This is a genomic window from Bradyrhizobium sp. JR4.1 (genome assembly GCF_040548605.1).
Taxonomy (GTDB): Bacteria; Pseudomonadota; Alphaproteobacteria; order Rhizobiales; family Xanthobacteraceae; genus Bradyrhizobium; species Bradyrhizobium canariense.
The window spans coordinates 60517-84357 of the sequence record NZ_JBEPRY010000006.1; the positions used below are offsets into that span (position 1 = coordinate 60517).

Sequence of the window (23841 nt, forward strand, 5' to 3'; positions counted from 1 at the left end):
ACCAGGGAAGGGCAAATTTAACGCTAACCCGCGAAAGCGACTTCAAAGCCGCATTCGCCGCCCGATCTCCAGACTTATGTGACATTCTTGAGAGATGCTGCGGCGCAATTCGTTCGCCCCGCCATGGTCCAATTGATGAACGGCCGTCACACTCGCAACAACGTTGCCGGTCCCGTGCTCGCATGCTGAACCGCCATTTCTCGATTTATCTCGTCGCCTACATCCTGCCTGCGGCGGTGGGGTTCTTTGCCGTCACGGCCTACACGCGGCTGCTGACGCCGGCGGAGTACGGCGTCTATGTCGTCGGCATCAGCCTGGCCGGCATTCTGGGGGCGATCTTCTTCGCCTGGATCAAGCTGTCCGTGTCGCGCTATCAGGCGATGTCGGCCGAGGTGGATTTTCGCGGCACGGCAATGGTCGCCTTCGCGCTCACCGTTGCCGTCCTCTGCGCCACCACGCCGCTGGTCTTCCTGTTCCGCAGCGATCTCAGCGTTGGGCTGCTGCTTGCCAGCATGTTCGTTGCGATCATGGCGAATGCCGTCGATGTCGGCCAGGAGTTCGAGCGCGCCAAACTGCGCCCTTACAGATTCGCGGCGATCTCGATCGTGCGCAGCGTGTCGAGCGTCGGTTTCGGCCTGCTCGGCATCTGGCTCGGCTGGGGTGGACTGGGACTGCTCGCCGCATTCGGCCTGGGTTCGCTCGCCGGGATCATCCTGAACCTCGTCGGTGACCGCACCAGGATCGCGCGCTTTCAGCGCAGCCAGTTCGTGCAGCTCGCGCGCTACGGCCTGCCGCTGACGCTGGCGGGGTTGTCGGTTGCGGTCTACTCGGCCTGCGACCGGCTCATCGTGGCTTATTTGCTCGGCAAGGACGCCGCCGGCATCTTTGGCGTCGCCGCCGATCTGCCGCGACAGTTCATGGTCATGATCGCCTCCAGCGTCGCCGCGGCGACCGTGCCACTGGTGTTCCGGTCATTGTCGGACAAAAACATCGAGACGACGCGGGAGCGGCTGACCGAGAGCCTCGAGCTTCTGCTCGTCGTGGTCGCGCCCGTCGCCGTCTGGCTTGCGCTTGCGGCCGATCAGGTCGCCGGCACGCTCGTCGGCGTCGACTTCCGCACCGGCGTATCGGTATTGCTGCCAACGCTGGTGCTCGCGCGCTTATTCGGCATCGCCAATCAATTCTACGTGCAGATCAGCTTCCAGCTTGCCGAGCGACCGTTCATGCTGGCGGCGCAGTCGTTCCTGACGCTGGTCGTGAGCGTGGCTTTGATGTTCGTGCTGGTGGCCAGCCATGGTCTCTACGGCGCGGCGCTGGCGACGCTTGCGACCGAAGCGATCGGTTTCCTCGTTGCCGTCGTCCTGATGCATCGCGCCCATCCGGTCCCGTTCGACGTCCACCGCCTCGCCGGCGTTGCCGTCTCCGCCGCGGCGATGGCGGCCGCGATTCTCGTGGCACGATCCCAGGTCAATGGGATCGGCCTCGTCCCGCTCATGGTCGTGAGCCTCGCCGGCGGGCTCGCTTATGCCGCTGCCGGCTGGTTGCTGAACGTCGCAAACGTCCGGACTCTGTCGCTGCGTTTCCTGCGAACCTTCAACCGCAAGGCGCTGGGCGTTTAAGCCGCAATATCTGACGAGGCTCGGCCTCACCGTCTGAAGCTCCGAGAGCGCCGCTTGGCCTGGCGATGGCTCGGTTCCGACCGGAAGCGCTCCAGGCGGAGGGCGTTTTTGTTGCGTCCATGGCCATAACCGTGCTTCTTGGGCCGCATGTCGGGAGCAGAGCAGATATGAGCCAAGGAATACCGGAAATCCGCGCATCGGCGCAGTTGCTTGCCCACTATCGCGAGCCCGACAATGCGCGGGGTATCCTCGAACTGGCGATTACGGCGATACCGTTCGTCGTCATCTGGGCTCTGATCTGGGCCGCTCTTGACCAGGGTTATTGGTTTGCCCTCCTGCTGGAGGTGCCTGCGGCGGGTTTGCTGGTCCGCCTCTTCATGATCCAGCACGATTGCGGACACGGCTCTTTCTTCCGCGGCCGCCTTGCGAACGATTGGGTCGGCCGTGCCCTCGGCGTGATGACACTGACGCCATACGGCTACTGGCAGCGCAACCATGCAGGCCATCATGCGAACTCCGGCAATCTCGATCAAAGGGGCTTAGGCGACATCGACACGTTGACCACGCGGGAATTTCTCGGGCGGTCGCGATGGCGTCGGACGCTATATCGTTTGTATCGACATCCCCTGGTGATGTTTGGCGTCGGTCCCTCGTATTTGTTCATCTTGAAGCACCGATTGCCGGTCGGGATGATGGGTCGCGGCTGGAAACCCTGGCTGAGCACGATGGGCACGAACATCGCCCTCGCGGTTCTCGTCGTCACGATGATCCAGCTGGTCGGCTATGGGCCGTTCCTGCTCGTGCATCTGCCGATCATTGTTCTGGCGGCGTCGATCGGCGTCTGGCTGTTCTACGTCCAGCACCAGTTCGAGCACACGCATTGGGCCCACGACGAGACCTGGAATTTTCACGACGCCGCGCTGCACGGCAGCTCTCACTACCAACTGCCGGCTGTCTTGCGATGGTTCACGGCAAATATCGGCGTCCACCATATCCATCATTTGTCCAGTCGAATTCCCTACTATCGCTTGCAGGACGTGTTGCGCGACCATCCGCAGTTCGCTGGTGTCGGGCGGATTACGCTGCTCCAGAGTTTGCGGACCGTGCGGCTGACCTTGTGGGACGAGGAGCGGCAGCGGCTCGTCTCCTTTGGAGAGGCAGCCTTGTTTGGCAAGGGAGCCAAGCTTGTTTGAAAAGGCGGCCTTGGCCCCAGCGGTTTCGCTTACACCGCCCCCGCGCGGCCGCCGAATGGCGTGAATCCGCGCGATCGGAAGGCGATGGGCGTTCTGCGCCCGTTCAAGGTGGCTTCGCCGTCCGACGCCGGGCGCTGGCAGCCGTGTCACCGACCCCCGGTCATTCTGTCGCAGCGATAGACCGCCAGCTTCGGCCGCGCGCCGCCCTTCCGCCTGCGTCAACCGTCGTATATGAGATTTATCGCCGGAACGTGCCGAATGTCGCCACAGACGGAACGTAAGGCGGCTGCAATTTCTTAATTCAAAGATCGCAATCTGATCAATGACCGGCGGACTGGCATTTCGACCGAGGATGGCATGAGAAACCTGACGACAACGGCGCAATCTACCGTGGCGATGCGGCGTTGGGGGCCTCCCGGAATTGCGACCTTGGCGGCAATGCTCGCCTTTGCGGCTGTGGCCCCGGCCAATGCGGCCAAGCAGGCGCGTCAGCCGGTCGAGGCGGTGGCGCCGCGCGAGGCCGGCGAGCCGATCATGGCGATCGTGTCGATCAAAAGCCAGCAGGTCACCTTCTACGACGCCGAGGGCTGGATTTTCCGCGCGCCGGTGTCCACCGGCACCACGGGACGCGAGACGCCGGCCGGCGTCTTCGCCATCGTCGAGAAGGACAAGGACCACCACTCGACCATGTATGACGACGCCTGGATGCCGAACATGCAGCGCATCACCTGGAACGGGATCGCGCTGCATGGCGGGCCGCTGCCCGGCTACGCCGCTTCGCATGGCTGCGTGCGGATGCCGTTCGGCTTCGCGGAGGGCCTGTTCGACAAGACCAACATCGGGATGCGGGTGATCATCTCGCCGAACGACGCGGCGCCGATCGACATCGTTCATCCCGCATTGTTCATGCCGAAGCGGGACGCCATTGCGGCGGCGCCGGGCCGGATCGGCAGGCTCTCCGGCGAGGCCGAGGAGGCGACAAGGGCGGCCGACGAGGCCAAGAAGGACGCGACTTTGGCCGCGAAAGAGGCGGCATCGCTGCCGGCTTCGCTGCGCAAGCTGGAACAGCAGAAGACCCGCGCTGACGCCGAGCTCGCCTTCGCCGACAAGCAGCTCGCGGCGGCCAAGACCGATCAAGCCCGCGCCAAGGCCGAGGAGCTGAAGCAGAAGGCCGCCATCAAGGCCGCCGACGCGGCGACGCAGCTCGATGCCGCCAAGGCCGCCGCACAGCCGAAGCGCGATGCGGTCGCGGCCACGAAAGAGGCGGCCAAGGCGGCAGCAGCCAGGAAGGCCGACGCCGTGAAGGCTGCGACCGACGCAAAGCTCGCGCTTGAGCCGGTCTCGGTCTACATCAGCCGCGCGACGCAGAAGCTTTATGTGCGGCGGAACACGCACAAGCCGGCACCGGACGGCGGCGGCGAGGTGTTCGACACCAGCATCGAGGTTCCCGTCGCGATCCGCAATCCGGATCAGCCGCTCGGAACGCATATCTTCACGGCGATGGCGAAGAACGACACGGGCTTGCGCTGGAGCGTGGTCACGATCGACGACAGCGATAACGCCAGGAACGCGCTCGACCGCATCACCATCCCGCAGGAGGTGCTCGATCGTATCGCGCCAACCGCGTTGCCGCGGTCCTCGATCATCATCTCGGATGAGCCGCTGAGCAGCGAGACCAACTACCGCACCGAGTTCGTCGCGGTGCTGAGCAACCAGCCCCAGGGCGGTTTCATTACGCGCAAGCCGACCGCGCCTCCGATGGCCATGGCGAGCGACGACGGCTGGGACAATGGCGGCAACGGTTTCGGCTTCTTCTTCCAGCGCGATCCGAATCCGCAGCCGGTCAATCCGCGCCGGCGCGGCCAGTATCAATATTATCAGCCGGCACAGCCGATGCAGCGGGGCTTTTGGTAGGAGGCGGGCAGATCGAAGCCCGCCACTATCGCCGCGCCTCGATCACGATAGCCTGGATCTTGCCCTCGATCGGTCCGGACCCATGGCGCGTCCGGATCGCCTCGGCAACGATGTCGGTCGCAGCCTGAAGCTTGCTGGCATCGCGTGCCTCGATCTCACTGCGCAGCGGCGTACCCTGGCAGAGCGCGATCGCGACGTGCTCGGGTGATGGCGCGCGGCTTATTTCAGGTCGCGTTTCGATCGATATGTCACGGAAGCCTGCGCGTTCGAGGTCGGTTCTGATGACGGCCTTGTCGTGATAGCCGTGCGGCGTCCGGGCCATGAAACGGGGCGGGTCGTCGGGAAACAGCTCTTCGAGCGCGACCGTGGCTTCATGCGTCAGCACATTGTCTTCGATGCGATCCCAGACGTTGAACACGAACGTGCCATTGCCGTTGAGGACGCGCTTCACTTCCCCGTAGGCCTTGACGCGGTCCGGAAAGAACATGGCGCCGAACTGGCAGCACACCACGTCGAATTCGGCGTCGTCGAAGGGCAGGGCCGATCCGTCGGCCTGACGCCACGAGATGCGATCGTCATCCGCCTGGCGCTGCGCCGCGACGGCGAGCATCGGCTCGTTGAGGTCGGTCGCGACATAACGGACGCCGCGCGGCAGCGCCGCCGCGACCGCGCGCGTCAAAGCACCGGTGCCTGCCGCGATCTCGAGCAGCACGGAGGGAGAGCGGGCCGCGACGCGTCTCGCGATGTCGTCGGCGTAGACGGCGAAGATCAGCGGGACCAGATATTCGTCGTAGAGTTTCGGGATCGAGCCGGCGAAAACCTTGTCAGTGTTGGACATGCTTGCCTCGCTGAAGGTTCGGACACGAAGCTCACGTTACCATGGATTGCCGTCTCCCGCGCCAGCAGCGCGGTGAACCCGGCCGGTTGTTGCATCGCCTTGCCGGCCGCCGGCGTCATCGGCTCCCGCCGACCTCCCGGATCGGCCGCGTGCCGTCCCAGCTCAAAGCCGCCTGCCGGACCTTCTCAAAGAACGGCCCCTTGGTGCCGCTGATGTCGGAGATCTCGATTACGGTCCCAGGATGGGCCTGGGTGTCGAAATAGGCAAAGCGGCCCTTGTCGCCGCCGATCTGGCCCTCGTGGCCGATCCTGTAGCCGAGCCCGAGCGCCCTGTCATAGAGCGCCTGGTAGTCGTGGCTCCAGTAGGACATGTGCTGGAGGCCTTCGTGGCCGGACTCGAGGAATTCCCTGTACAGCGAGGGCGCGTCGTTGCGCTGCTGGATCAGCTCGATCTGGAGGTCGCCGGAATTGGCCAGCGCGATGCTCATCTCGACCGCGGAGTTTTCGCCGCGATGGCGAAACCAGTCGGTCTTGACGCGGTCCATGTAGTACCAGGGACCGACGCCCATCACCTCGATCCAGTGCTTCATCGCGGCGTGGATGTCCCGCACCACATATCCGTTCTGGCGCACCGCGCCGAAGATGCGGCTCATGCCAGCGCTCCTCTTGTCAGCTTGATCACTTGACCTCGATGCCCGCGTCCTTGGCAACCTGCTTCCAGGCCGCGATGTCGCGGGCGTTGATGTCACGCTGCTCGTCGCCGGGTACGAATTGCGGCGTGATGCCGAGCCCCAGCAGCTTCTCCTTGACCTCGGCATCGGCGAGCGCGTCCTTCAATGCCGCCGACAGCTTTCTTGCGATCGGTTCGGCAAGGCCCGCAGGCGCATACATCGCCCAGGACAGGCTGCGGTCGAACGGCACGCCCTGTTCCTTGTAGCTTGCGACATCCGGCAGGCTCGGCGAGCGTTCGCCGCAGGCGGCCAGCGCCTTGATCGAGCCGTCCTTCACCAGCGGAGTCGCGGTCGCCATGTCGAGTGTCGCCAGCGAGATGTGGCCGCCGAGCAAATCGCCGGCCAATTTGGCGATGCCGTTGAACGGCACGTGGTCCATCTTGATTCCGGTCTGCTGCATCAGGATTTCCGCGCAGAATTGTCCGGTCGAGCCGACGCCCCAGCTTCCGTACTGGATCGGCTCGCCCTTCCTGGCCAACGCGATCAGGCCCTTGATGTCGTCGGCCGCAAAATCCTTGGTCGCCACCAGCATGATCGAGGACGTGCCGATGCGCCCGATCGTGGTGAAATCCTTGATCGAATCGTAGGGCAGTTTCGGATAGATCGCCGGCGCCAGCACATGCGTGGTCATGCCGCCGACGGTGATAGTGTAGCCGTCATTCGCCGACGCCGCGACCATCTGGGTGCCGAGCGTGCCGGCGGCCCCGGTGTGGTTCTCGATATAGACGCTCTGTCCGAGCGTCTTGCCCATCCTGTCGCCGAGCAGCCGCCCGATCACGTCGCCGCCGCCACCGGCCGCATAAGGCAGCAGCATCCTGATCTTGTGGGTGGGATAGGCGGCCGGATCCTCGGCGCGCGCAGGCAGCATTGCCGAGGACGTTACGACCAATGACAATGTTGCGGCGCGCAGCAGACGAAAATGGACGAAGCGCGCCATGACCTGGTCTCCCCAGATTGCTCTCCGCTTCTTTTGAGAGCGGAGTTGAAGCGGTTGACTAGCGAACGATCGTTCGTTAGTCAAGCCGAATGGCTGTTCACACCACCAGCGCGGCGGAAGCGGCTGCGCCCACGACCCGCGCGCGCATCCTCGCCGAGGCGCTCGATCTGTTCGCGCAGAGCGGCTATGGCGGCGCCTCGATGCGCGAGCTCGCGCGTCGCGTCGGCATTCGCGAGAGCAGCCTCTACAATCACTTCGCCGGCAAGGCCGCGATCCTCGAGGCGATCGTCAGCGAGCACGGTCCGGCCAGCTCGGCGAGCCGGCTGGAAGAACCGCGCTACAAGCAGCTCGCGCGCCAGCCCGCCGCGTTCTGCCGCCAGTTTGCATTGGATCTGGTCGAGCAATGGTCGGATCCGCGCGAGCACCAGTTCCAGAAAGTCATCACCGCCGAGCGCAATCGCGTGCCCGGCATCCGCGCCAAATTCGCCGATCATTTCTATGCGCGCGAGCAGAGCATGATGACGGATTATTTCCGCGGTTTTGCGCTCGCCGGTCTGGTCTCGACGCCGGATCCGCGCGAGACCGCGCGGTTGTTCGCGGCCGGGCTGATCTACATCCGTCTTGAGCATTATGTGATGGGCGCGGCACCGTCGCCGCGGCCAAAGGTGATCGAGGCGATCGACCGCTATCTCGCCTTCTTCCTGTCGCTGATCGCGGCGGATCGCGGGACAAACGACAACAAGAAACGAAAAGCCAAGGGAGAGAATCGTGGCAAGGCTGCCCCTGATTGATCCGGAGACGACCAGCGGCGACATCCGCGCCTCGTTCGACCGCATGCCGGTCAAGCTGAATATTTTCCGCATGATGGCGCACGCCGAAGCCAACATGATCCCGGCGATGCGGCTGGGCAATTCGATCCTGCACAAGCAGAAGCTCAGTGCGGTCAATCGCGAGCTCCTGATCCTCCAGGCAGCCCAGCTCGAAGGCGGCGCCTATGAATGGCGCCAGCACGTGCCGATCGCGCTTGGCGTCGGCTGCACGCAAGCGCAGATCGACGCGGTCGAGCGCGCCGACTACGATGCCGCCGGCTTGAGCGAGGCCGAGCGCGCGCTGCTGAAATTCGGCCGCGAAGTGGTCGAGAACGTCCGCGTTCCCGAGGCGATCTTCGCCGCCATGCGCGAGCATTTCAGCGACCAGGAGATCGTCGAATCCATCGTCGCGCTCGGCTTCTACATGATGATGGCGCGCGTCACCGAGGCGACCGAAACCGATCTCGATCCCGCGGCCGGCATGGCGGTCTATGACGGCGGCAAGAAGCCGGGCGCCTGAGATGACGGATACCGATAGCAAGCGGGACCGCTACGTCCGCCCGCCAAGTGCGGAATCGCTGGGCGAAGCGCCGGGCAGGGGCGCCTTAAGGGGCGCCGCATCCTGATCGTCGGCGGTGGCCAGCGCGTGTTCGACGCCGCCACCGATCCGATCGGCAACGGTCGCGCTATGAGCATTCTTTGCGCGCGTGAAGGCGCGAAGGTCGCGGTTGCCGATCTCAACCGCACCTCGGCCGAGCATACCGTCATGCGTATCACCGACGAAGGCGGCGAAGCCTTTGCGATTGCTGCCGACGTCACCTCGGAGGCCGAAATCGTGCGCATGGTTGACGAGGCGCATCGCGCCATGGGCGGGCTCGACGGCATGGTGCTCAACATCGGCACCTTCGGCAAGGTCGGGCTCGACGCCGTCAGCCCCGAGGAGTGGAATGCGATCTACGACGTCAACGTTCGAGGGCCGATGCTGTGCTGCCGCGCGGGCCTGCCGAAATTCGACGACGGCGGATCGATCGTCTTCATCTCCTCCATCGCCGCGCTGAAGGCCGGCTCGCAGATGGCGGTGTATGATTCCTCGAAAGCCGCGCTCGGCGGCCTCATGCGCAACATCGCCCATCTCGGATCGCGCCGCGGCATCCGCGCCAACCTGGTCTATCCCGGCCTCGTCGACACGCCGAACGGCCGCGAGGCCGGCGCCGGCCGACCCTCGCGCGGCAAGGGCCAAATCCCGTTCGGCCGCCAGGCCACCGCCTGGGAAATCGCCTATGCTGTGCTGTTCTTCCTCTCGGACGAGAGCGTTTACGTCACCGCGCAGACGCTCGCGGTCGATAGCGGCCTGAGCGGGATGTGAGAGGGCACCTTACGCCTATGGCTCGGGCGTGCGCGCTCGGCAGATCAGGTGGTCCAGCGAGACCCGGCCCGGCCCGTAGGCCATGATGCCAAGCGCCATCGACGCCCAGGTGATGTGGATGGGCCAGCCGTCCGGCACGGTCAGCTCGACGATGACGGTCATGAACAGCAGTCCGAGCGCCGCAAACCGCGTGCCGAAGCCGAGCAGGAGGAGGACCGGAAACATGATCTCTCCGCATCCGGAGAGGAACGCCATGACCGTCGGCGCCGGATAGTGATAGGGCCCGCCCGGCAGATGCAGCATGAACTCGTCGCTGAACAACGTCACCGCGGTGTCGTTGAGCCTGAGGAAGCCTGCCCATTTGAGCATGCCGGAACGCCAGAACGGCACCGCCAGCGCGACGCGGAGCACGAGCTGAACGAGCGACGGCGACGCGATGGTCTGCACGAGATGATTGGCCTTGTCGACGAGGAGCCCGAGCGCGGGCAGGCCGCCGCCCGCCTGCATGCGTTGATCCGTGATCATCAGACGTCTCCGAAAGTGATTGAGGTGAAGGCGCCCGCCTGGATCAGGCCGGTGACGTTCGAAGCGAGGTCGAACTCGGCCGCCGCGTCCAGCGCGCGTGCAGCGGCCTCGCCGAGCGGCCGACCCGACATCAGGCTGCTCGCGAATGCCGCACCGCCGGGCGGCAGGTGCCGGACCTCGATGTCGAATTCGGCGCGCGTGACCAACGCGTCCTCCGGTGTCGCAGCGTCGATGCGCCCGACCGGCGACGTATCGCGGTTGGCCGCGAATATCGTCACCGCCGCGAATTGCGATCGCACGATTCCCGCTGCCGGGTGCGGTATGAGAACGAGATCGCCCAGCCGCTCCGGCGCAACCGCGGCAAGCTGCGCCGGCGACAGCGGTGCTGCGTCGGCGGCGTGATAGGCATCGAGCCAGGCCCGCTCGATGCGTGCGACATCTGCGAGCCATGGCATCATCTGCGCATGTTCATATTGCGCGATGAAGACGGGGAAGTCGCGGCCGTAGTCGAACAGCAGCGGTGAGATCGGCGGCGTCTGGCGAACATGGAAGCGCGCCATGGCACGGAAGAAGTCGGTGCCGGTGATGCGCTGCACCGCCGGATAGATCGCGGCGAGCGCGTCGATCAGGCTGACCGTGACATTGTTGCGGTAGACATCGTAGCGCTTGCCGGGGGCCTTGCCGTTCGGACCGGCCACGATCTCAGGCGCAGGGCGCACCGGGTCGAGCAGCGCCGGTGCAAAGGCTGCGGCAAAGCAAAGGTCAGGCTCAGGCGGCATGACGATCTCCCGTCAGCCCGACCGGGCGGTAACGATCGAGGATCGCCTGCGCAGCGGCGGCTTCCGCTTGCAGGACCGGCCAATCCGGGATCTTGCTGTCCCACTCGATCAGCGTCGGCACCGGAGCGCGGCGCTGGATGACGATCTCGTACAGCTTCCACACGGCGTCCGCGACCGGGCCGTCATGGCTGTCGATCAGCAGCAGGTCGCCTTCGTCGTCGGCCTGCTCGGCATGGCCGGCGAGATGAATCTCTCCGACGCGGGACAGCGGAAAGTCCGCGAGGTAGTCGAGCGCCGAGAACCCGTGATTGGTTGCTGATACGAAGACATTGTTGATATCGAGCAGCAGTCCGCAGCCGGTGCGTTCGGCAACAGTGCGGATGAAATCGGTCTCGCTCATGGACGATTCGCGAAAAGCGACATAGGTCGACGGGTTTTCCAGCAGTAGCGGACGACGGATCGCGTCCTGCACCTGATCGATGTGATCGCAGACATTTCGGAGCGTCGCCGCGGTATAGGGCAGTGGCAACAGGTCGTTGAAGAAGCTGGTCTCATGCGTCGACCAGGCGAGATGCTCGGATACCAGCGCGGGCTGGTAACGCGCCACCAGTCCGCGAAAGCGGGCCAGATGCGCCTTGTCGAGCGGCTGCGGTCCGCCGATCGACATGCACACGCCATGCAGCGAGACGGGATGGTCGCGGCGGATCGCTTCCAGTGCGCGATGCGGCGGTCCGCCTGCGCCCATATAGTTCTCGGCGTGGACCTCGAAGAAGCCGCGCTGCGGTTTCGTGCTCAGGATCGCCTGAAGGTGTTCGGGCTTGAAGCTCGTCCCGGCGATGCCGCCGAGGGACGCGGAATAGCGGAGGGGCACCGCAGACATGTCAGGCGCGATTGCCGTCGTCATGGTTTCTCTCCGCTCTTCCCTGTTGTGGTGGTCGCGACGCAGCGCGTCAGACCGGCTTGAGCGAGCCCTTCTTGCCGCCCGGCAGCTCGATGCTGGTGCAGGTGCCGCCCTGGACGAATTTCCAGGCATTGCCCTGGAAGTCGGCGGTCGAGGTGCCCTGGCAGGTCGTGCCTGGTCCGGCCGCGCAATCGTTCTGGCCCTTGAGGGCGACGCCGAAGCATTTTTCCTTCTTGGCGGCGACGGCCGCGTCGCCCTCGGCCTTGGTCAGCGGAGCAGCAGTGGCCAGAGTCGCCAGTGCGGTCGACATGGCGCCGGCGAGAACGAGCGTGGTCACGGCAAGTTTGGCAGACATTGAAGTTTCTCCTGTTCGAGATGGCATCGCCTGGCAGGCGAAGAGCGCCTTGTTCGGTTCGCCTCGCACCCGGCTCGCGTTACCAATCAAGTAGGTCACGAGTTCGTGAGGCGGTTAGATGGGCGCACGGGCTGTGCGCTTGGATCGGATTAGCGGGTGACTGGCCGGTCAATCCAATGCCTAGTCTCTATCGAGACCTTAGCCGGAGAGCATTGGCGGCGGGGCGCGATGGATGCCACAGGTAACGAATGCATACGCGCTGCGTAGAGCGGTAACAGGAGGTGGCCAGTCGCCGCTTTGCCGGAGAACGGAAACAGCGATGAATGTTGATCCCGGACGGCACCTGCGCGCGATCGCGAAGCTGACGGTCAGCATTCGGCTCGCCGTCTCGGCGCTGGTCCTGACCGCGATCCTTTTGACCGCGGCTCTCTCCAGCCTGTTGTGGTGGCGCACGGCCGAGGCGGCGAGCCGGCAGCTCGCATCGACCATCAACGAGCAAATCGTGGCCGCTGTCCGCAAGGAGGTCGCCGCGATCGTGGACGAGGCGCGTGCCGCGCACACTGCCATTCGGACACTGTTCCTGCAGAACGTGCTCGACACCCGCGACGCCGACAAGCGCGAATTCGTGTTCCTGTCGCAACTGCAATCGCAGGCGACGATCTCCTGGGTCGCCTTCGGCTGGCCCGACGGCTCCTTCTTCGCCGCGCACAAGCTCGGCGACCGCCGCCTCGAAATGATGGAGATCTCGCTGACCGATCATGCCGGCGAGCGCCGCATCGACGAATACGAGGTGGTGCCCGGCGACATCGAATTCGCCAATCGCCGTTTCGAGCCGACCGATTTTCGGGTCGCCGATCGCGCCTGGTTCAAGACCGGACTGGCGGCCGGGGAGCCGGAGTGGTTCAAGGTCATGGACCATCCGACCGGCGAGCGGCCGTCGATTGCCTTTGCCGGTCCGATCGACGTCTACCAGGAGCGGCAGGGCGTCCTCGCCATCGTCATCGAGTACACCCGGCTCGCGCGCTTCCTGTCGCAGCTCGAGGTCGGGCGCACCGGAACGGCCTTCATCATCGATGGCAGTGGCGAGCTGATCGCGGCACCCGACAAGGACGCCGACGAACTGCACGCCGCGAAGGGCGATACGACGCTGCTACCGCTGGCGCGGATGGCACTCGTGAAGGCGGGCGAGGATGGCCGCAAGGAAGCCTGGCGAAACCGGCTGACGTCGGCTGGTGCGGCTTACGAGGTCGCCCTCACGCCGCTGCCGTTTCCCGGCTGGTCGCTGGCGACCGTGATCCCCGAGGCCGAGTTTCTCGGTCCGGTCGAGACGACATTGCGCCGCCTGATCCTCGGCCTTGCCATCGGCGCCGTGCTCGCAGCGCTGGCCTCGGCGATGCTGGCGCGTTCCGTCATCGCCGCGCCGCTGTCGCGTGTCGTCGGCGAGCTCCGTCATGTCGAAGCCTTCGCGCTGGAGCAGGTCCGCCGCCATCCGTCGCGGCTGAAGGAGATCGCGAGCCTGTCGGGCGCGATCGCCGAGATGGCGGCCGGCCTGTCGGCGTTTCGCAAGTTCATCCCGGCCGATCTGGTCCGCTCGCTGTTGCGCCAGGGCGTCGAGGCAAGACCCGGTGGCAGCATGCAGGAGCTCAGCGTGATGTTCGTCGACATCGCCGGCTTCACCGGGCTGTCCGAGCGGCTCGGCGATCGCGTGGTGCCGTTGCTGTCGCGCTATCTCGACCTCGCCTCCGAGGCCGTTGTCGCGAATGGCGGCACCATCGACAAGTTCATCGGCGACGCCGTCATGGCGTTCTGGGGCGCGCCGCAGCCGCAGGCCGACCACGCGCTGCGCTGCTGCCGCGCGGCGCTCGGCTGTTGCAGGGCAATCTCGGCGTCGGGCCTTGCCGACGATCTCGGCCAGCCGCTCCAGATCCGGATCGGGATCAACTCCGGCCGCATGCTGGTCGGCAATATCGGCTCGGAACTGCGCTTGAACTACACCGTGATCGGGGATGCCGTGAACGTCGCAAGCCGCCTCGAGGGCGCCAACAAATCCTACGGCACGCAAATCCTCATTGGCGAAGCGACCGAACGTCTCGCACGCGGCGCCATCGTCACGCGCGAGATCGACAGCATCGCCGTGTATGGACGCGAGGAGGGGTTTGCGGTCTACGAGTTGGTCGGACTCGTCGGAGAGGACGGCGGCGAGACGCAAGATTGGATCGTCCGCTATGAACAGGGCCTCGCCAACTACCGCGCGCGCCGGTTTGCCGCCGCGCTCGCCGATTTCGAAGCCGTGCTGAACATGCGCGGCCCGGATCGTCCGGCTGAACTGATGCGCGACCGCTGTCGGCAGTTGGTTGAGAGCGCGCCTGATGTTGCGTGGCGCCCAGTCGCGGCACTGACGACGAAGTAGTCGCGAAAGATTGGCGCGCTGACGGAAGTGAGCTGGCGACGATCCTGTCTGCATGATACGCAACTGACACCCGCGCTCTTGCGCTCCCGGACCACCTCGAGACATGAAAACCACCCTGCTGAAACCCGAAGACTATACCCGCTCGCCCTGGAAGAACGGCGGCGGCATCTTCACCGATATCGCGGATGCCCATCGCGCCGATTCCAGCGTGAGGGATTGGGACAGCCTGCTGTGGCGCTTTGCTTCCACGCCGATCGTGGCGGCCGGGCCATTCTCCCATATGCCCGGCATCGACCGTTTGCAGATGGTGGTCGGCGGCCGCGGGTTGGTGCTGAAGTCGCCCACGCAGGAATTCGACGAGCGCGAGCCGTTCACCACGGTGCGTTTCACCGGCGAGCTCGAGATCGTCACCGAGCTCCAGGAAGGGCCAGTCGAAGTCGTGAATTTGATGGGCCGGCGCGGTGCGGTCGCGCTTGAGCTCGAAGCGCTCAGGGCGCCCGGTGACCGGCGATTGCCCGCCGGCACGCATCTCATCTACGCGGCGCATGGCGACTGCGACATCCGTCTCGACGGCACGGATTTTGCGATTTCGCACGAAAACACCTTGAAGGTCGAACTGACGGGGGCGTCGACGCTTGCGCTCGTCTCCGGGCTGGCCGTGCTGGGTTCTATCCACATCGTCGGCTGAACGGCGTTCCCGCCCGCCGGAGCGCTGCGCACAATCCATGCAACTGGCTAGGTTGACGCCGTCGCGCCGGAGCACGATATCTGCCCTGATGCAGACCGCCGCCCAAAGCACGACGTGGGTGGCCACGATATGAACGGGCAGATATGACCACGCCAGAGAAGAAACCCGCCACGCTGTCCGACGGCGTCGTCGACTGGTTGATCAACGGCACGCGCGACCAGCGCTTCATCGACAATATCTTTGCCGAGATGTGCATCCGGCTTCAGCAGGCCGGCATTCCGCTGGCGCGCTCAACCCTTCACGTGCTGATCCAGCACCCGCAATGGCTGGGCGCCCGCTTCATGTGGTCCGACGGCATGCGCGAGGCGGAGATTGCACGGGTCGACCATGACGTCCGCGAGCGGTCCGAGTTCATCGGCAGTCCCGCCAACGAAATGTTCGACGGCGCGACCGAGTTGCGCGAAAATCTCGAGCAGGACCCCGCGCTCGGCCGCAAGCACGCGCTCTACCGCGAGATGCGCGCGCAGGGCCTCACCGACTATGTGGCCTGGCCGCTCTATCATACGCTCGGCAAGCGCCATCTCGTCACCTTTGCGACCAACCGGCCCGGCGGCTTCGACGACACCCACGTCGCCGCCCTCAAGAACCTGTTGCCTGTGCTGGCGCTGGTCAGCGAAATCCGCGTCAAAAATCGCCTGGCGCGAACGCTGCTCGAGACTTATGTCGGCTCCCACGCCGGCGAGCTCATCCTGGCCGGCGCCACGCGGCGCGGCACCGGCACGACGGTGCGCGCCGCGATCATGATCTGCGATCTGCGCGACTTCACCAAGATTTCCGACAACTGGCCGCGCGACGACGTCATCGATCTGCTCAACGATTATTTCGACGCGATGTCGGAGCCGATCGCGCGGCATGGCGGCGAGATCCTGAAATTCATCGGTGACGGCCTGCTCGCCATCTTTCCGCTGAGCGAGCCCAAGGCCTGCGCAAACCTGCTGCATGCCGTGACCGAAGCCCGTCAGGCGATGATCGCGTTGAACGCGCGCAACGACGGCACCGGCCGAGCGCCGCTGAACTACGGCATCGGCGTCCATGTCGGCGACGTCATGTACGGCAATATCGGATCGTCCACCCGGCTCGACTTCACCGTGATCGGTCCCGCCGTCAACATGGCCTCGCGACTCGAAGCTTTGACCAAGCAATTGGGAAAGAAAGTGCTGCTGTCACGCGATTTCGCCGAGCTGGTCGAGCGAGAGTTCGAGCTGGAGCATGTCGGCAAATATGAGGTGCGCGGCTTCAGCGATCCGATCGAGCTTTTTGCGTTTTGAAGATGACGGCGGCCCCCGGCCCAGCAGCGGGCGAGCTTCGAGTCCTGTTGCCAACCCGCGATTGTGTGACTACGCTCGGTGCGACGCCGCCCAAGCGTTTCGTCCAAGCGTGTCATCGATCGGCCGCACGTTCATGCCAAAATTCCTCCGCATCGGAATCCATCAGTCGAATGTATCGGGCTACACGTCGAAGGCGTGGTGTGTCCGGCGCGTTGGCACCGCGATCCTCCTGAAATGGGGCGCCGTGGAAGTCCAGGGCGCCGGTGACGGACGAAAGGTCTACTGGACGCGTCTGCCGCAGCAGAAGACAATTCGCTGCGGCAGCGCGCAGCGGGCCCAGGATTACGCCAAGGCCGCGATCGCGCGACGCCGCAACCATCGTTATGAACCGCTGGCCGGCGCGATCTTGCTCCGGCGCCGACCGGCCGCGGGCAACATCGAGCTCAAGCGGGCCCTCGCCACGATCCTGATCGTCGATATCGTCGGCTCCACCGCAAAAGCCGCAAAGCTCGGCGATGTCCGCTGGACCAAAATCATGGGCCATTATTACGCGGCGGTCCGCAAGGAGCTGAAGAGCTCGCGCGGCAAGGAAGTCACGACGACGGGCGACGGGGTGCTGGCGACGTTCAAGACGCCGGCTGCCGGAATCAATTGCGCGGCCGCGATCCAGAAGGCCGTGCGTACGCTCGGCCTCGAGGTCAGGGTCGGCCTGCATGCCGGCGAATACACCGTGAGCGGCACCGAGGCGGTCGGCCTCGCCTTCCATATCGGCACCCGCGTCGCCGCAAAGGCGCGCGCCGGTGAAGTCTTGGTCTCCAGCGCGGTCAAGGAGCTACTGGCGCCGCAGTCCGGGATCCGTTTCAGGGACCACGGCGTGCATCAGCTCAAGGGCGTGCCCGAGCGATGGCGGCTGTGGCGGGTGGAGAGCTGAGGCGATTGGGGGGGGGCCGCATAGACGCGATCATCTCATCTGGACGACGACCTTGCCCTTGGACCGTCCCTTTTCCAGATATGCCAGCGCCTCTTTCGCCTGTGCGAACGGAAAGACCTTGTCGATCACCGGCCGGATACGCTCGGACTTGAGCAGCTCGCCGATCTCGGCGAGCTGGCTGCCGTCCGGGTGCACGAACACGAACGAATAGTCCGCGCCGATTTTGCCGGCTTGGCGAATGATCTTGCGGCTCAGCCATCCGAACAGCAGCACCATGACGAAGTTCATCCCGCGGGCGCGCGCGAACGCGGCGTCCGGCGGCCCGACCAGCGAAGCAATCCTGCTCCCCCGCTTCAGGATCCGAAGCGATGTCTCGACTGCGTCGCCCCTGAGTGTACCCAGCACCGCGTCGTAGTCCCGCAGCACCGCTTCGAATTGCTGCGTCTTGTAGTCGACCACCTCGTCAGCCCCGAGGCTGCGCACCAGATCGATATTTCCAGTGCTGGTCGTCGTCCCCACTTTCGCTCCGAGATATTTCGCGAGCTGGATCGCAAACGTGCCGATCCCGCCGGCGCCCGCGGGAATGAACACCTTCTGGCCGGGCTTGAGACGTATGCGCTCCCTAAGCGCCTGCCACGATGTCAGGCCGACCATCGGTATCGAGGCCGCCTGCACGAAGTCCAGATTCGCAGGTTTGAGCGCGGCGGCATCCTCCGGCACGATCGCGAATTCGGCGAGAGCGCCGGTGCCGAGATCGAAGATGCTGGCGAAGACGGCGTCGCCGGGCTTGAAGCGGGTCACGCGGCTTCCGACCTCGACGACGATGCCCGCAAGATCGCTGCCCAGCGTGGCCGGGAGCTGAAACTTGAGGATCGGCTTGAACGTCCCTTTCGGAATCATGTTGTCGATCGGGTTCAAGCCCGCAGCGTGAACCTGGACCAGGATTTCGTTCGGTTTGGGCGTAGGCCGCGGGATCTCGACGAACGCGATCTGGTCCGGCTTGCCGCAGCGCTTGAAGATGAGGGCTTTCATTTTTTCTCTCGGTCCGGAGGTTCTTCGCAACGGCAAGCTTGCGGCCCTCAGAAAGCCCGCGCGGTGCGGGCGGGCTGCGGCGCCGCAGTCGCATCGAGCCGCAAATCTTTTCGAAGCCCGGCATCCACCAGGGCTGCAGGCGCAAACCGCCGCAGAAACCGCAGGCGCTTCGCAAGGCTGCCGGCCGCGTATTTGAGTTGCGGGCGCGCCGCGCTTGCCGCCTTCAGCACGGTCTCGGCCACGACGCCGGGCTGTTCGGCCGTCGCCATCACCTCGTTCACCCGCTTGGTCACGCCGGCGCGCGCCTCGCGATATTCCTCGAGCGTGGCGTCGGGCTCCATGAAGTTCGCGTCGAACGGCGTCTTGGTGTAGGCGGGCTCGACCACGGAGACCCGGATGCCCCGCGTGCGCAGTTCATGGTCGAGCGATTCCGAATAGCCTGCCACCGCGTGCTTGGTCGCGGCGTAGAGCGCGCCATAAGGCATCGGCAGAAAGCCGAGCACCGAGCCGATATTGATGATGCGGCCGCTGCCTTGGCGGCGCATGTGCGGCACGACGGCGCGCGTCATCCGGATCATGCCGAAGAAGTTCGTCTCGAAAATCGCGCGCGCCTGCTCCATCGAGCTCTCTTCCGCGCCGGCAGGCGCAACGCCGAAGCCGGCGTTGTTGACGAGCAGGTCGATGCGGCCCTCGCGCCGGATCAACTCGCCGACGGCGGCTTCCACCGACGCATCGCTGGTGACGTCGAGGGCCAGCATCTCGAAGGCCTGCTTGCCAGACTGTGCGCCCCGCCTGCTGGTGCCGAACACCTTATAGCCGGCGTTCGCGAGCCGCTCCGCCGTGGCCTGGCCGATGCCTGAGGAGGCGCCGGTCACCAGCGCGATCTTCGGTGTAATCCTGTTCATAATGCCTCTCCGACGCCACTACCGGGCCTGAAATCGTTTGATTACGATCGTAACTATTGATATACATGACGATCGTAATTATAAAAGTCAAGCCCCGTATCCGAGGATCGGTCCCATGCGCGTCTCAAAGGAACAGGCCGCCAAAAATCGCGAGCATATTCTCGAGACCGCCTCGCGCCTGCTGCGGGAGCGCGGCATCGCCGGCGTCGGTGTCGACGCGCTCGCCGAGGCGGCCGGGATGACGCACGGCAGCCTGTACAGCCAGTTCGGCTCCAAGGAGCGGCTGGTCGAGGAAGCCGTGGCCCATGCGATCAAGGCCAAAGGCCAGGAATTGCCCGAGGCCTTCGCGCTCGAGGAGTATGTTTCGCAATATCTCTCGGCGGGGCATCGCGACGATCCCGCCGCCGGCTGCCCCTTCGCTGCGCTCGCCTGTGAGGTGTCACGTCAAGGCGGCGGCCTGAGGCAGCGCTTCACCGCCGGCGTGCGCGGCACGATCGCCCTGCTGAGCAGCCGGATGGCCTCCACGCTGAAGCCGCGCCAGCGCGAGGACAAGGCGCTCGCAGCGGCCGCATCCATGGTCGGCGCCCTCGTGCTCGCCCGCGCCGTGGACGATCCCAAGCTGTCGGACGATATTCTTCGCGCGACGAGGAATTCGCTGGGAGGGTGAGACCGCGTCTGGGCGGGACGCCGAAAGTCCGGAACAAAATTCCGGTGTCGACGTTCGATGTCGCGGATAGCCAATGGCAATGGCTGCCGATCTTCGACATCGACACACGTTTCGAACGCGCATGGATGATGACAGCGATCTGGTGCTCGGCATGTTGGCCCTGGCCGTCGCTGCCCTCCTATTGGTGGCGGGCGAGCTCTATCTCGTGACGCGACCGGAGCCGCCGCAAACTCACGCGCCGGCCCCACCGGTCGTAACATCGTCGGCCGAAACCATTTTTTGTCATGTCGATTTTGGAGCGTAAGCAGACAAACTCGAAGAGGTGGGCAATGGGAAGCACTGCAACTGTTCCGATGCTGTCGCCTGAGGGCGGATTGACACATTACCTGGCGGAAATTCGCAAGTTTCCGATGCTGCGGCCCGACCAGGAAATCGCCTATGCCAAGCGATGGCGCGAGCACGGCGACCGCGAGGCAGCCTATCATCTCGTCACTAGCCATCTGCGGCTCGTTGCCAGGATTGCGATGGGATATCGCGGCTACGGCCTGCCGGTTGCGGACATCATTTCCGAAGGAAACGTCGGCCTGATGCACGCCGTCAAGCGCTTCGAGCCGGAGCGCGGCTTTCGGCTTGCGACCTACGCGATGTGGTGGATCAAGGCGTCGATCCAGGAATACATCCTGCGGTCCTGGTCGCTGGTCAAGATTGCCAACAGCGGCGCGCAGAAGAAGCTGTTCTTCAAGCTTCGCAGGACCAAGGCGGAAATCTCCGCCCTGGAGGATGGTGATCTCCGCCCCGAGCACGCCAGCCAGATCGCGCGGCGGCTCGGCGTGCAGGAGAACGACGTGATCGAGATGAACCGGCGCCTCGGCGGCGACCTGTCGCTCAACGCTTTGGTGCGCGACGCCGACGGCGGCGAAGTCCAGGACTGGCTGGTCGACCCCGCATCCAGTCCTGAAGCCGAATACGCCGAGCGGGAAGAAACCAGACGGAGGCGTGACGCCCTCGCCGGCGCGCTGGCCGTCCTCAAGCCGCGCGAGCGCGACATTCTCGAGGCGCGCTGGCTCTCCGAGCCGCCGCTGAGACTTGAGCAGCTCGCGGCACGGTATGGCGTTTCACGCGAGCGGGTGCGGCAGATCGAAATGCGCGCGTTCGAAAAGGTTCGGGCTGCCATCGGGGGGCGCTTGGCAGCCGGCTCTTGAAACCAAATCGCCGTCTCCTAATTCTTTTGGCAGCCCCGACCGAAACATCGAGCACAAGCAGATGCCTGACGAGTTGATCGTCCGGGTTTTGCAGCGCGTGCGTGGCCCTCGCCGCGCGCTGAGCTGCGCCAATCGACAACCAAGACAGGAGATAAGGAGAAACGACAATGGCACTACGTGATCTCATTCCGTGGAACAACGGCTCACGCAACATGGCCGCTCAGCGCGGCGAAGCCGGCAATCCGCTGCTTGCGCTTCACCGCGAGATGAACCGGCTGTTCGACGACGCTTTCCGCAGCTTTGATCTCGGCCCGTTCGGTTCCTCGACCGCAATGGGCTGGCCGAACGTCGAACTCGACGAGAGCGACAAGGAGGTCAAGGTTGTCGCCGAGCTTCCCGGTCTCGAACAGAAGGACGTCAACGTCGAGCTTGCAAACGGGGTGCTGACGATCAGCGGCGAGAAGAAGAGCGAAACGGAAGACAAGGAGCGTCTCTTCAGCGAGCGTTACTATGGCCGTTTCGAGCGGCGCATTCCGGTCGATGACGTCGACCAGGACAAGGTCGCGGCTTCCTTCAACAACGGCGTCCTCACCGTCACCCTGCCGAAGTCACCGGCGGCACAACAGAAGGTGAAGCGCATCGCGATCAACAGCAAGTAAGCATGGCCGCGGGCGGGAGCCGTCTCTCTCGCCCGCGTCCTGCCGGCGGCCGCATTCGCGTCCGTCGGCTCGCTGCAAAATTTTCCGGAACGCCCGGAAACTTCAATTCCGGTCTGGCGTTTTGCGGTCGGTTTCCAAGTTCTGGGAGTCGCACATGAAGAAACTTGCTTTAGTCCTGACGATGATCTCGGCCCTGTTCGTGGCGGCGGCTTCGCCGGCGGAAGCCCATGCTTGGCGCGGCGGCTGGCACGGCCATTGGGGAGGCCCGGGTATCGGCTTCGGTCTTGTTGCCGGTGCGCTTGCGGCGGGGCTCGCGGCCGATGCCTATTATGGCCCGCGCTACTATGGCCCGCCCTACGGCTACTATGGACCGCGCGTCGTGCGGCGGGCCTACTATGTGCCTTACGCCTACGCTCCTCCGCCCTACTGGGATCCCTGGTGGTGACAAGACAAGGCCCGGACCATCATCCGGGCCTTCCTGCGTGAGCGCAATCGGTCAATCGTTCGTGGCGCGCCTATTTGCGGTTCGCTCCGGTGGAGCCGGAACCTGGCATGGCCTGCTGGCCTCCTTTCGTTTGCCTTGTGTCGTTATCGCCTGGCCGCGTCGTCGACGATTTGGCCGGTGCGTTCGCGCCGCCGCCATTGTTGTCCGATGACGTGTTGAGGCTGGAGGCTCCCGCTCCCGTCGTGCCGCCGGTGCTGGAGGAGTCGATGCTCGACCCGGTCCTGGACGCACCCGTGCCGCCTTGCGCGAATGCGGAAGGGGGAAATGCGAGAGCCGCAACGAGCCCTGCGAGAACCAGCTTTTTCATGTCCGCTCCTATGCTTGACGTCGTCACATGCCGTGCCGAGGCAAAGATTTGGGGACGCACCTGTTCCTGCGGGGCAGCGCAAATCCGGCACCAGCGACGATGAAGTCATCCCGAACTCATCGCGCCCGGGGCGATCCGTTCCTGCGCTTGCGGCGTCAGCTCGTAGCGATCGTCGGCTTTCATCAGCCAGCCCGCCTCGATCATGCGTCGCGTCATGCCTGCGCTGCACAGCGGGTGGCTGCCGCCGGGATGAAACAGCGCGCCCTCGCGTTCGATCAGGTAGCCGTAGAGCCGCGCCTGTCGAAGCGGGTTTTGCATCCCTGGTGTGGGCGCCTCCATGGTCTCTCGCGCAGTCCTCCAAGACGGCCCTGAAATGACGGGCTGAGATGACGGGCCGATCCCCGTCAGGCGGCCCCGGCCTGTGGCCCGGGGGCGGGGCTTCGAGCCGAGGCCGCCATTGCCGGAATCGCAAGGACCCGGCGCGGCCCAATACGCAACGGGTCCAGGTCGTTCCTACAAAGTCGTTCCTACAAACCTGATGTCCTGGTCCTTACGCCTTGCGCGTCGGTCTTGGTCATCTGCACCTCCCTGAAAAGACCGCAACGCGCCTTGCCACAGGAAGTGCCAATCGAGGTTGGAGCGAGGCGGCTGATCGGGGCGAACATCAGGTTGGTGTTCGCGCTGGACTGAAGGTTTGCGCAATCTGACCGCCTCCACCTCGGCATCGGAGAGGCCGCCAGCCCAATATCACCGCACGCCCGTGCCCTTGCAGCGCTGGCACTTCACCACCTTGTCGCCCTTCTTGAGCAGGCCTTTGCCCTCGCAGTTCTTGCATTTCTGCTTCTTCTTGATGTTCGGGCCTTTTTCACTGGTCATGGATGGCTCCTGCCGCGGAAGGGGGGACGGGCGCCTTGTATAGGATATTGACCCCGCGAAAGCGGCAGAAATCATCAAGAGTGCTGCCCCCGTAATCCGGCGTTCGATCAGGGACGTCCGCGAATATTCGCGCCGGACGGGCCGCCGACCGTCTGGATCGGCTCACCGGCGGCGCGGTCCAGCGGTGGGTGCGGCCTGGCGAGTCCGACTGTTCCGGGAGCTGCGTCGTTGCTGACCGCAGGCATGTTGACGCGCTCCATCGTGATCGCAGATGCAACCACGATGGCAACGGCGAGGGCGATCGCACTCAAAACCAGGGTCATCCGATTCTGGTCTTCCATCGTGAGACCTCCGCGAAACGGCTC

Annotated in this window: 26 protein-coding genes and 1 pseudogene; 15 read left to right on the forward strand and 12 right to left on the reverse strand. The window is 64.9% G+C overall.

The window, feature by feature from the left end; all coding sequences use genetic code 11:
• Positions 1 to 182: 182 nt before the first annotated feature.
• From ABIB90_RS15395 to ABIB90_RS15405, 3 genes are all read left to right on the forward strand, one after another.
• Positions 183 to 1619 (forward strand): lipopolysaccharide biosynthesis protein, encoded by a 1437-nt coding sequence (locus ABIB90_RS15395; RefSeq protein WP_354201037.1) that lies wholly within the window; start codon positions 183 to 185, stop codon positions 1617 to 1619.
• A 167-nt stretch (positions 1620 to 1786) separates the two neighbouring features.
• Complete coding sequence (locus ABIB90_RS15400) at positions 1787 to 2812, forward strand: fatty acid desaturase (protein ID WP_354201038.1); 1026 nt, start codon at positions 1787 to 1789, stop codon at positions 2810 to 2812.
• A gap of 357 nt (positions 2813 to 3169) precedes the next feature.
• Complete coding sequence (locus ABIB90_RS15405) at positions 3170 to 4726, forward strand: L,D-transpeptidase (protein WP_354201039.1); 1557 nt, start codon at positions 3170 to 3172, stop codon at positions 4724 to 4726.
• A 25-nt stretch (positions 4727 to 4751) separates the two neighbouring features.
• On the opposite strand, the gene ABIB90_RS15410 is transcribed toward ABIB90_RS15405, so the two are convergent.
• From ABIB90_RS15410 to ABIB90_RS15420, 3 genes are all read right to left on the reverse strand, one after another.
• On the reverse strand, positions 4752 to 5564 hold the full coding sequence (locus ABIB90_RS15410; protein ID WP_354201040.1) for a class I SAM-dependent methyltransferase: 813 nt from the start codon (positions 5562 to 5564) through the stop codon (positions 4752 to 4754).
• A 115-nt stretch (positions 5565 to 5679) separates the two neighbouring features.
• Positions 5680 to 6216 carry a VOC family protein gene (locus tag ABIB90_RS15415; protein WP_219685325.1) on the reverse strand — a complete coding sequence of 179 codons (537 nt, stop codon included), beginning with the start codon at positions 6214 to 6216 and terminating at the stop codon, positions 5680 to 5682.
• 25 nt (positions 6217 to 6241) lie between these two features.
• On the reverse strand, positions 6242 to 7231 hold the full coding sequence (locus ABIB90_RS15420; protein WP_007600616.1) for a Bug family tripartite tricarboxylate transporter substrate binding protein: 990 nt from the start codon (positions 7229 to 7231) through the stop codon (positions 6242 to 6244).
• Positions 7232 to 7320: 89 nt separating this feature from the next.
• Here ABIB90_RS15420 and ABIB90_RS15425 point away from each other — a divergent pair, with 89 nt between their 5' ends.
• The 3 genes and pseudogenes from ABIB90_RS15425 to ABIB90_RS15435 all read left to right on the forward strand — a co-directional run bounded on the left by ABIB90_RS15425 (position 7321) and on the right by ABIB90_RS15435 (position 9406).
• Positions 7321 to 8022 carry a TetR/AcrR family transcriptional regulator gene (locus ABIB90_RS15425; RefSeq protein ID WP_354201041.1) on the forward strand — a complete coding sequence of 234 codons (702 nt, stop codon included), beginning with the start codon at positions 7321 to 7323 and terminating at the stop codon, positions 8020 to 8022.
• Positions 8000 to 8560, forward strand: coding sequence for a carboxymuconolactone decarboxylase family protein (locus ABIB90_RS15430; RefSeq protein WP_219685323.1), 561 nt, complete (start codon positions 8000 to 8002; stop codon positions 8558 to 8560). The genes ABIB90_RS15425 and ABIB90_RS15430 overlap by 23 nt, the downstream gene beginning before the upstream one ends.
• A gap of 1 nt (position 8561) precedes the next feature.
• Positions 8562 to 9406, forward strand: a pseudogene (locus ABIB90_RS15435) (SDR family NAD(P)-dependent oxidoreductase).
• Between the two features lie 15 nt (positions 9407 to 9421).
• Here ABIB90_RS15435 and ABIB90_RS15440 read toward each other — a convergent pair.
• The 4 genes from ABIB90_RS15440 to ABIB90_RS15455 are packed head-to-tail and all read right to left on the reverse strand — an operon-like array spanning position 9422 to position 11966.
• A complete protein-coding gene (locus ABIB90_RS15440) occupies positions 9422 to 9931 on the reverse strand; it encodes a DoxX family protein (protein WP_354201042.1) in 510 nt (169 codons plus the stop codon).
• Positions 9931 to 10710: an HvfC/BufC N-terminal domain-containing protein gene (locus ABIB90_RS15445; RefSeq protein WP_007600625.1), complete on the reverse strand. Its 780-nt coding sequence runs from the start codon at positions 10708 to 10710 to the stop codon at positions 9931 to 9933. Before ABIB90_RS15445 ends, ABIB90_RS15440 begins: the two co-directional genes overlap by 1 nt.
• Complete coding sequence (bufB, locus tag ABIB90_RS15450; RefSeq protein ID WP_354201043.1) at positions 10700 to 11614, reverse strand: MNIO family bufferin maturase; 915 nt, start codon at positions 11612 to 11614, stop codon at positions 10700 to 10702. The genes ABIB90_RS15445 and bufB overlap by 11 nt, the downstream gene beginning before the upstream one ends.
• 46 nt (positions 11615 to 11660) lie before the next feature.
• Positions 11661 to 11966, reverse strand: coding sequence for a BufA1 family periplasmic bufferin-type metallophore (locus ABIB90_RS15455; protein WP_007600627.1), 306 nt, complete (start codon positions 11964 to 11966; stop codon positions 11661 to 11663).
• Between the two features lie 319 nt (positions 11967 to 12285).
• Here ABIB90_RS15455 and ABIB90_RS15460 point away from each other — a divergent pair, with 319 nt between their 5' ends.
• The 4 genes from ABIB90_RS15460 to ABIB90_RS15475 all read left to right on the forward strand — a co-directional run bounded on the left by ABIB90_RS15460 (position 12286) and on the right by ABIB90_RS15475 (position 17323).
• Positions 12286 to 14376 (forward strand): adenylate/guanylate cyclase domain-containing protein, encoded by a 2091-nt coding sequence (locus ABIB90_RS15460; protein WP_354201045.1) that lies wholly within the window; start codon positions 12286 to 12288, stop codon positions 14374 to 14376.
• A gap of 103 nt (positions 14377 to 14479) precedes the next feature.
• A complete protein-coding gene (locus ABIB90_RS15465; RefSeq protein ID WP_354201046.1) occupies positions 14480 to 15064 on the forward strand; it encodes a HutD/Ves family protein in 585 nt (194 codons plus the stop codon).
• A 143-nt stretch (positions 15065 to 15207) separates the two neighbouring features.
• On the forward strand, positions 15208 to 16392 hold the full coding sequence (locus ABIB90_RS15470) for an adenylate/guanylate cyclase domain-containing protein (RefSeq protein WP_354201047.1): 1185 nt from the start codon (positions 15208 to 15210) through the stop codon (positions 16390 to 16392).
• Between the two features lie 133 nt (positions 16393 to 16525).
• On the forward strand, positions 16526 to 17323 hold the full coding sequence (locus ABIB90_RS15475; protein WP_354201048.1) for an adenylate/guanylate cyclase domain-containing protein: 798 nt from the start codon (positions 16526 to 16528) through the stop codon (positions 17321 to 17323).
• Between the two features lie 30 nt (positions 17324 to 17353).
• On the opposite strand, the gene ABIB90_RS15480 is transcribed toward ABIB90_RS15475, so the two are convergent.
• Together ABIB90_RS15480 and ABIB90_RS15485 are read right to left on the reverse strand one after the other, a co-directional pair.
• Entirely contained in the window at positions 17354 to 18355 is a 1002-nt protein-coding gene (locus ABIB90_RS15480; protein ID WP_354201049.1) for an NADP-dependent oxidoreductase, read from the reverse strand.
• A gap of 47 nt (positions 18356 to 18402) precedes the next feature.
• On the reverse strand, positions 18403 to 19260 hold the full coding sequence (locus ABIB90_RS15485) for an oxidoreductase (RefSeq protein ID WP_354201050.1): 858 nt from the start codon (positions 19258 to 19260) through the stop codon (positions 18403 to 18405).
• 115 nt (positions 19261 to 19375) lie between these two features.
• Here ABIB90_RS15485 and ABIB90_RS15490 point away from each other — a divergent pair, with 115 nt between their 5' ends.
• The 5 genes from ABIB90_RS15490 to ABIB90_RS15510 all read left to right on the forward strand — a co-directional run bounded on the left by ABIB90_RS15490 (position 19376) and on the right by ABIB90_RS15510 (position 22233).
• Positions 19376 to 19927 (forward strand): TetR/AcrR family transcriptional regulator, encoded by a 552-nt coding sequence (locus tag ABIB90_RS15490; RefSeq protein ID WP_354201051.1) that lies wholly within the window; start codon positions 19376 to 19378, stop codon positions 19925 to 19927.
• Between the two features lie 121 nt (positions 19928 to 20048).
• The gene (locus tag ABIB90_RS15495) at positions 20049 to 20231 is read left to right on the forward strand and encodes a hypothetical protein (protein WP_354201052.1); all 183 of its coding nucleotides are present in this window, start codon (positions 20049 to 20051) and stop codon (positions 20229 to 20231) included.
• 25 nt (positions 20232 to 20256) lie between these two features.
• On the forward strand, positions 20257 to 21129 hold the full coding sequence (gene rpoH / locus ABIB90_RS15500) for an RNA polymerase sigma factor RpoH (RefSeq protein ID WP_354201053.1): 873 nt from the start codon (positions 20257 to 20259) through the stop codon (positions 21127 to 21129).
• 167 nt (positions 21130 to 21296) lie between these two features.
• Positions 21297 to 21788: an Hsp20/alpha crystallin family protein gene (locus ABIB90_RS15505; protein WP_354168864.1), complete on the forward strand. Its 492-nt coding sequence runs from the start codon at positions 21297 to 21299 to the stop codon at positions 21786 to 21788.
• Between the two features lie 154 nt (positions 21789 to 21942).
• Positions 21943 to 22233, forward strand: a complete 291-nt coding sequence (locus ABIB90_RS15510; RefSeq protein WP_007600642.1) for a hypothetical protein — start codon at positions 21943 to 21945, stop codon at positions 22231 to 22233.
• A 472-nt stretch (positions 22234 to 22705) separates the two neighbouring features.
• Here ABIB90_RS15510 and ABIB90_RS15515 read toward each other — a convergent pair whose 3' ends face one another.
• The 3 genes from ABIB90_RS15515 to ABIB90_RS15525 all read right to left on the reverse strand — a co-directional run bounded on the left by ABIB90_RS15515 (position 22706) and on the right by ABIB90_RS15525 (position 23817).
• Positions 22706 to 22939: a hypothetical protein gene (locus tag ABIB90_RS15515; RefSeq protein ID WP_007600644.1), complete on the reverse strand. Its 234-nt coding sequence runs from the start codon at positions 22937 to 22939 to the stop codon at positions 22706 to 22708.
• A gap of 408 nt (positions 22940 to 23347) precedes the next feature.
• On the reverse strand, positions 23348 to 23476 hold the full coding sequence (locus ABIB90_RS15520; RefSeq protein ID WP_007600646.1) for a hypothetical protein: 129 nt from the start codon (positions 23474 to 23476) through the stop codon (positions 23348 to 23350).
• A gap of 107 nt (positions 23477 to 23583) precedes the next feature.
• Positions 23584 to 23817 (reverse strand): hypothetical protein, encoded by a 234-nt coding sequence (locus tag ABIB90_RS15525; protein ID WP_007600648.1) that lies wholly within the window; start codon positions 23815 to 23817, stop codon positions 23584 to 23586.
• Between the last annotated feature and the right edge of the window lie 24 nt (positions 23818 to 23841).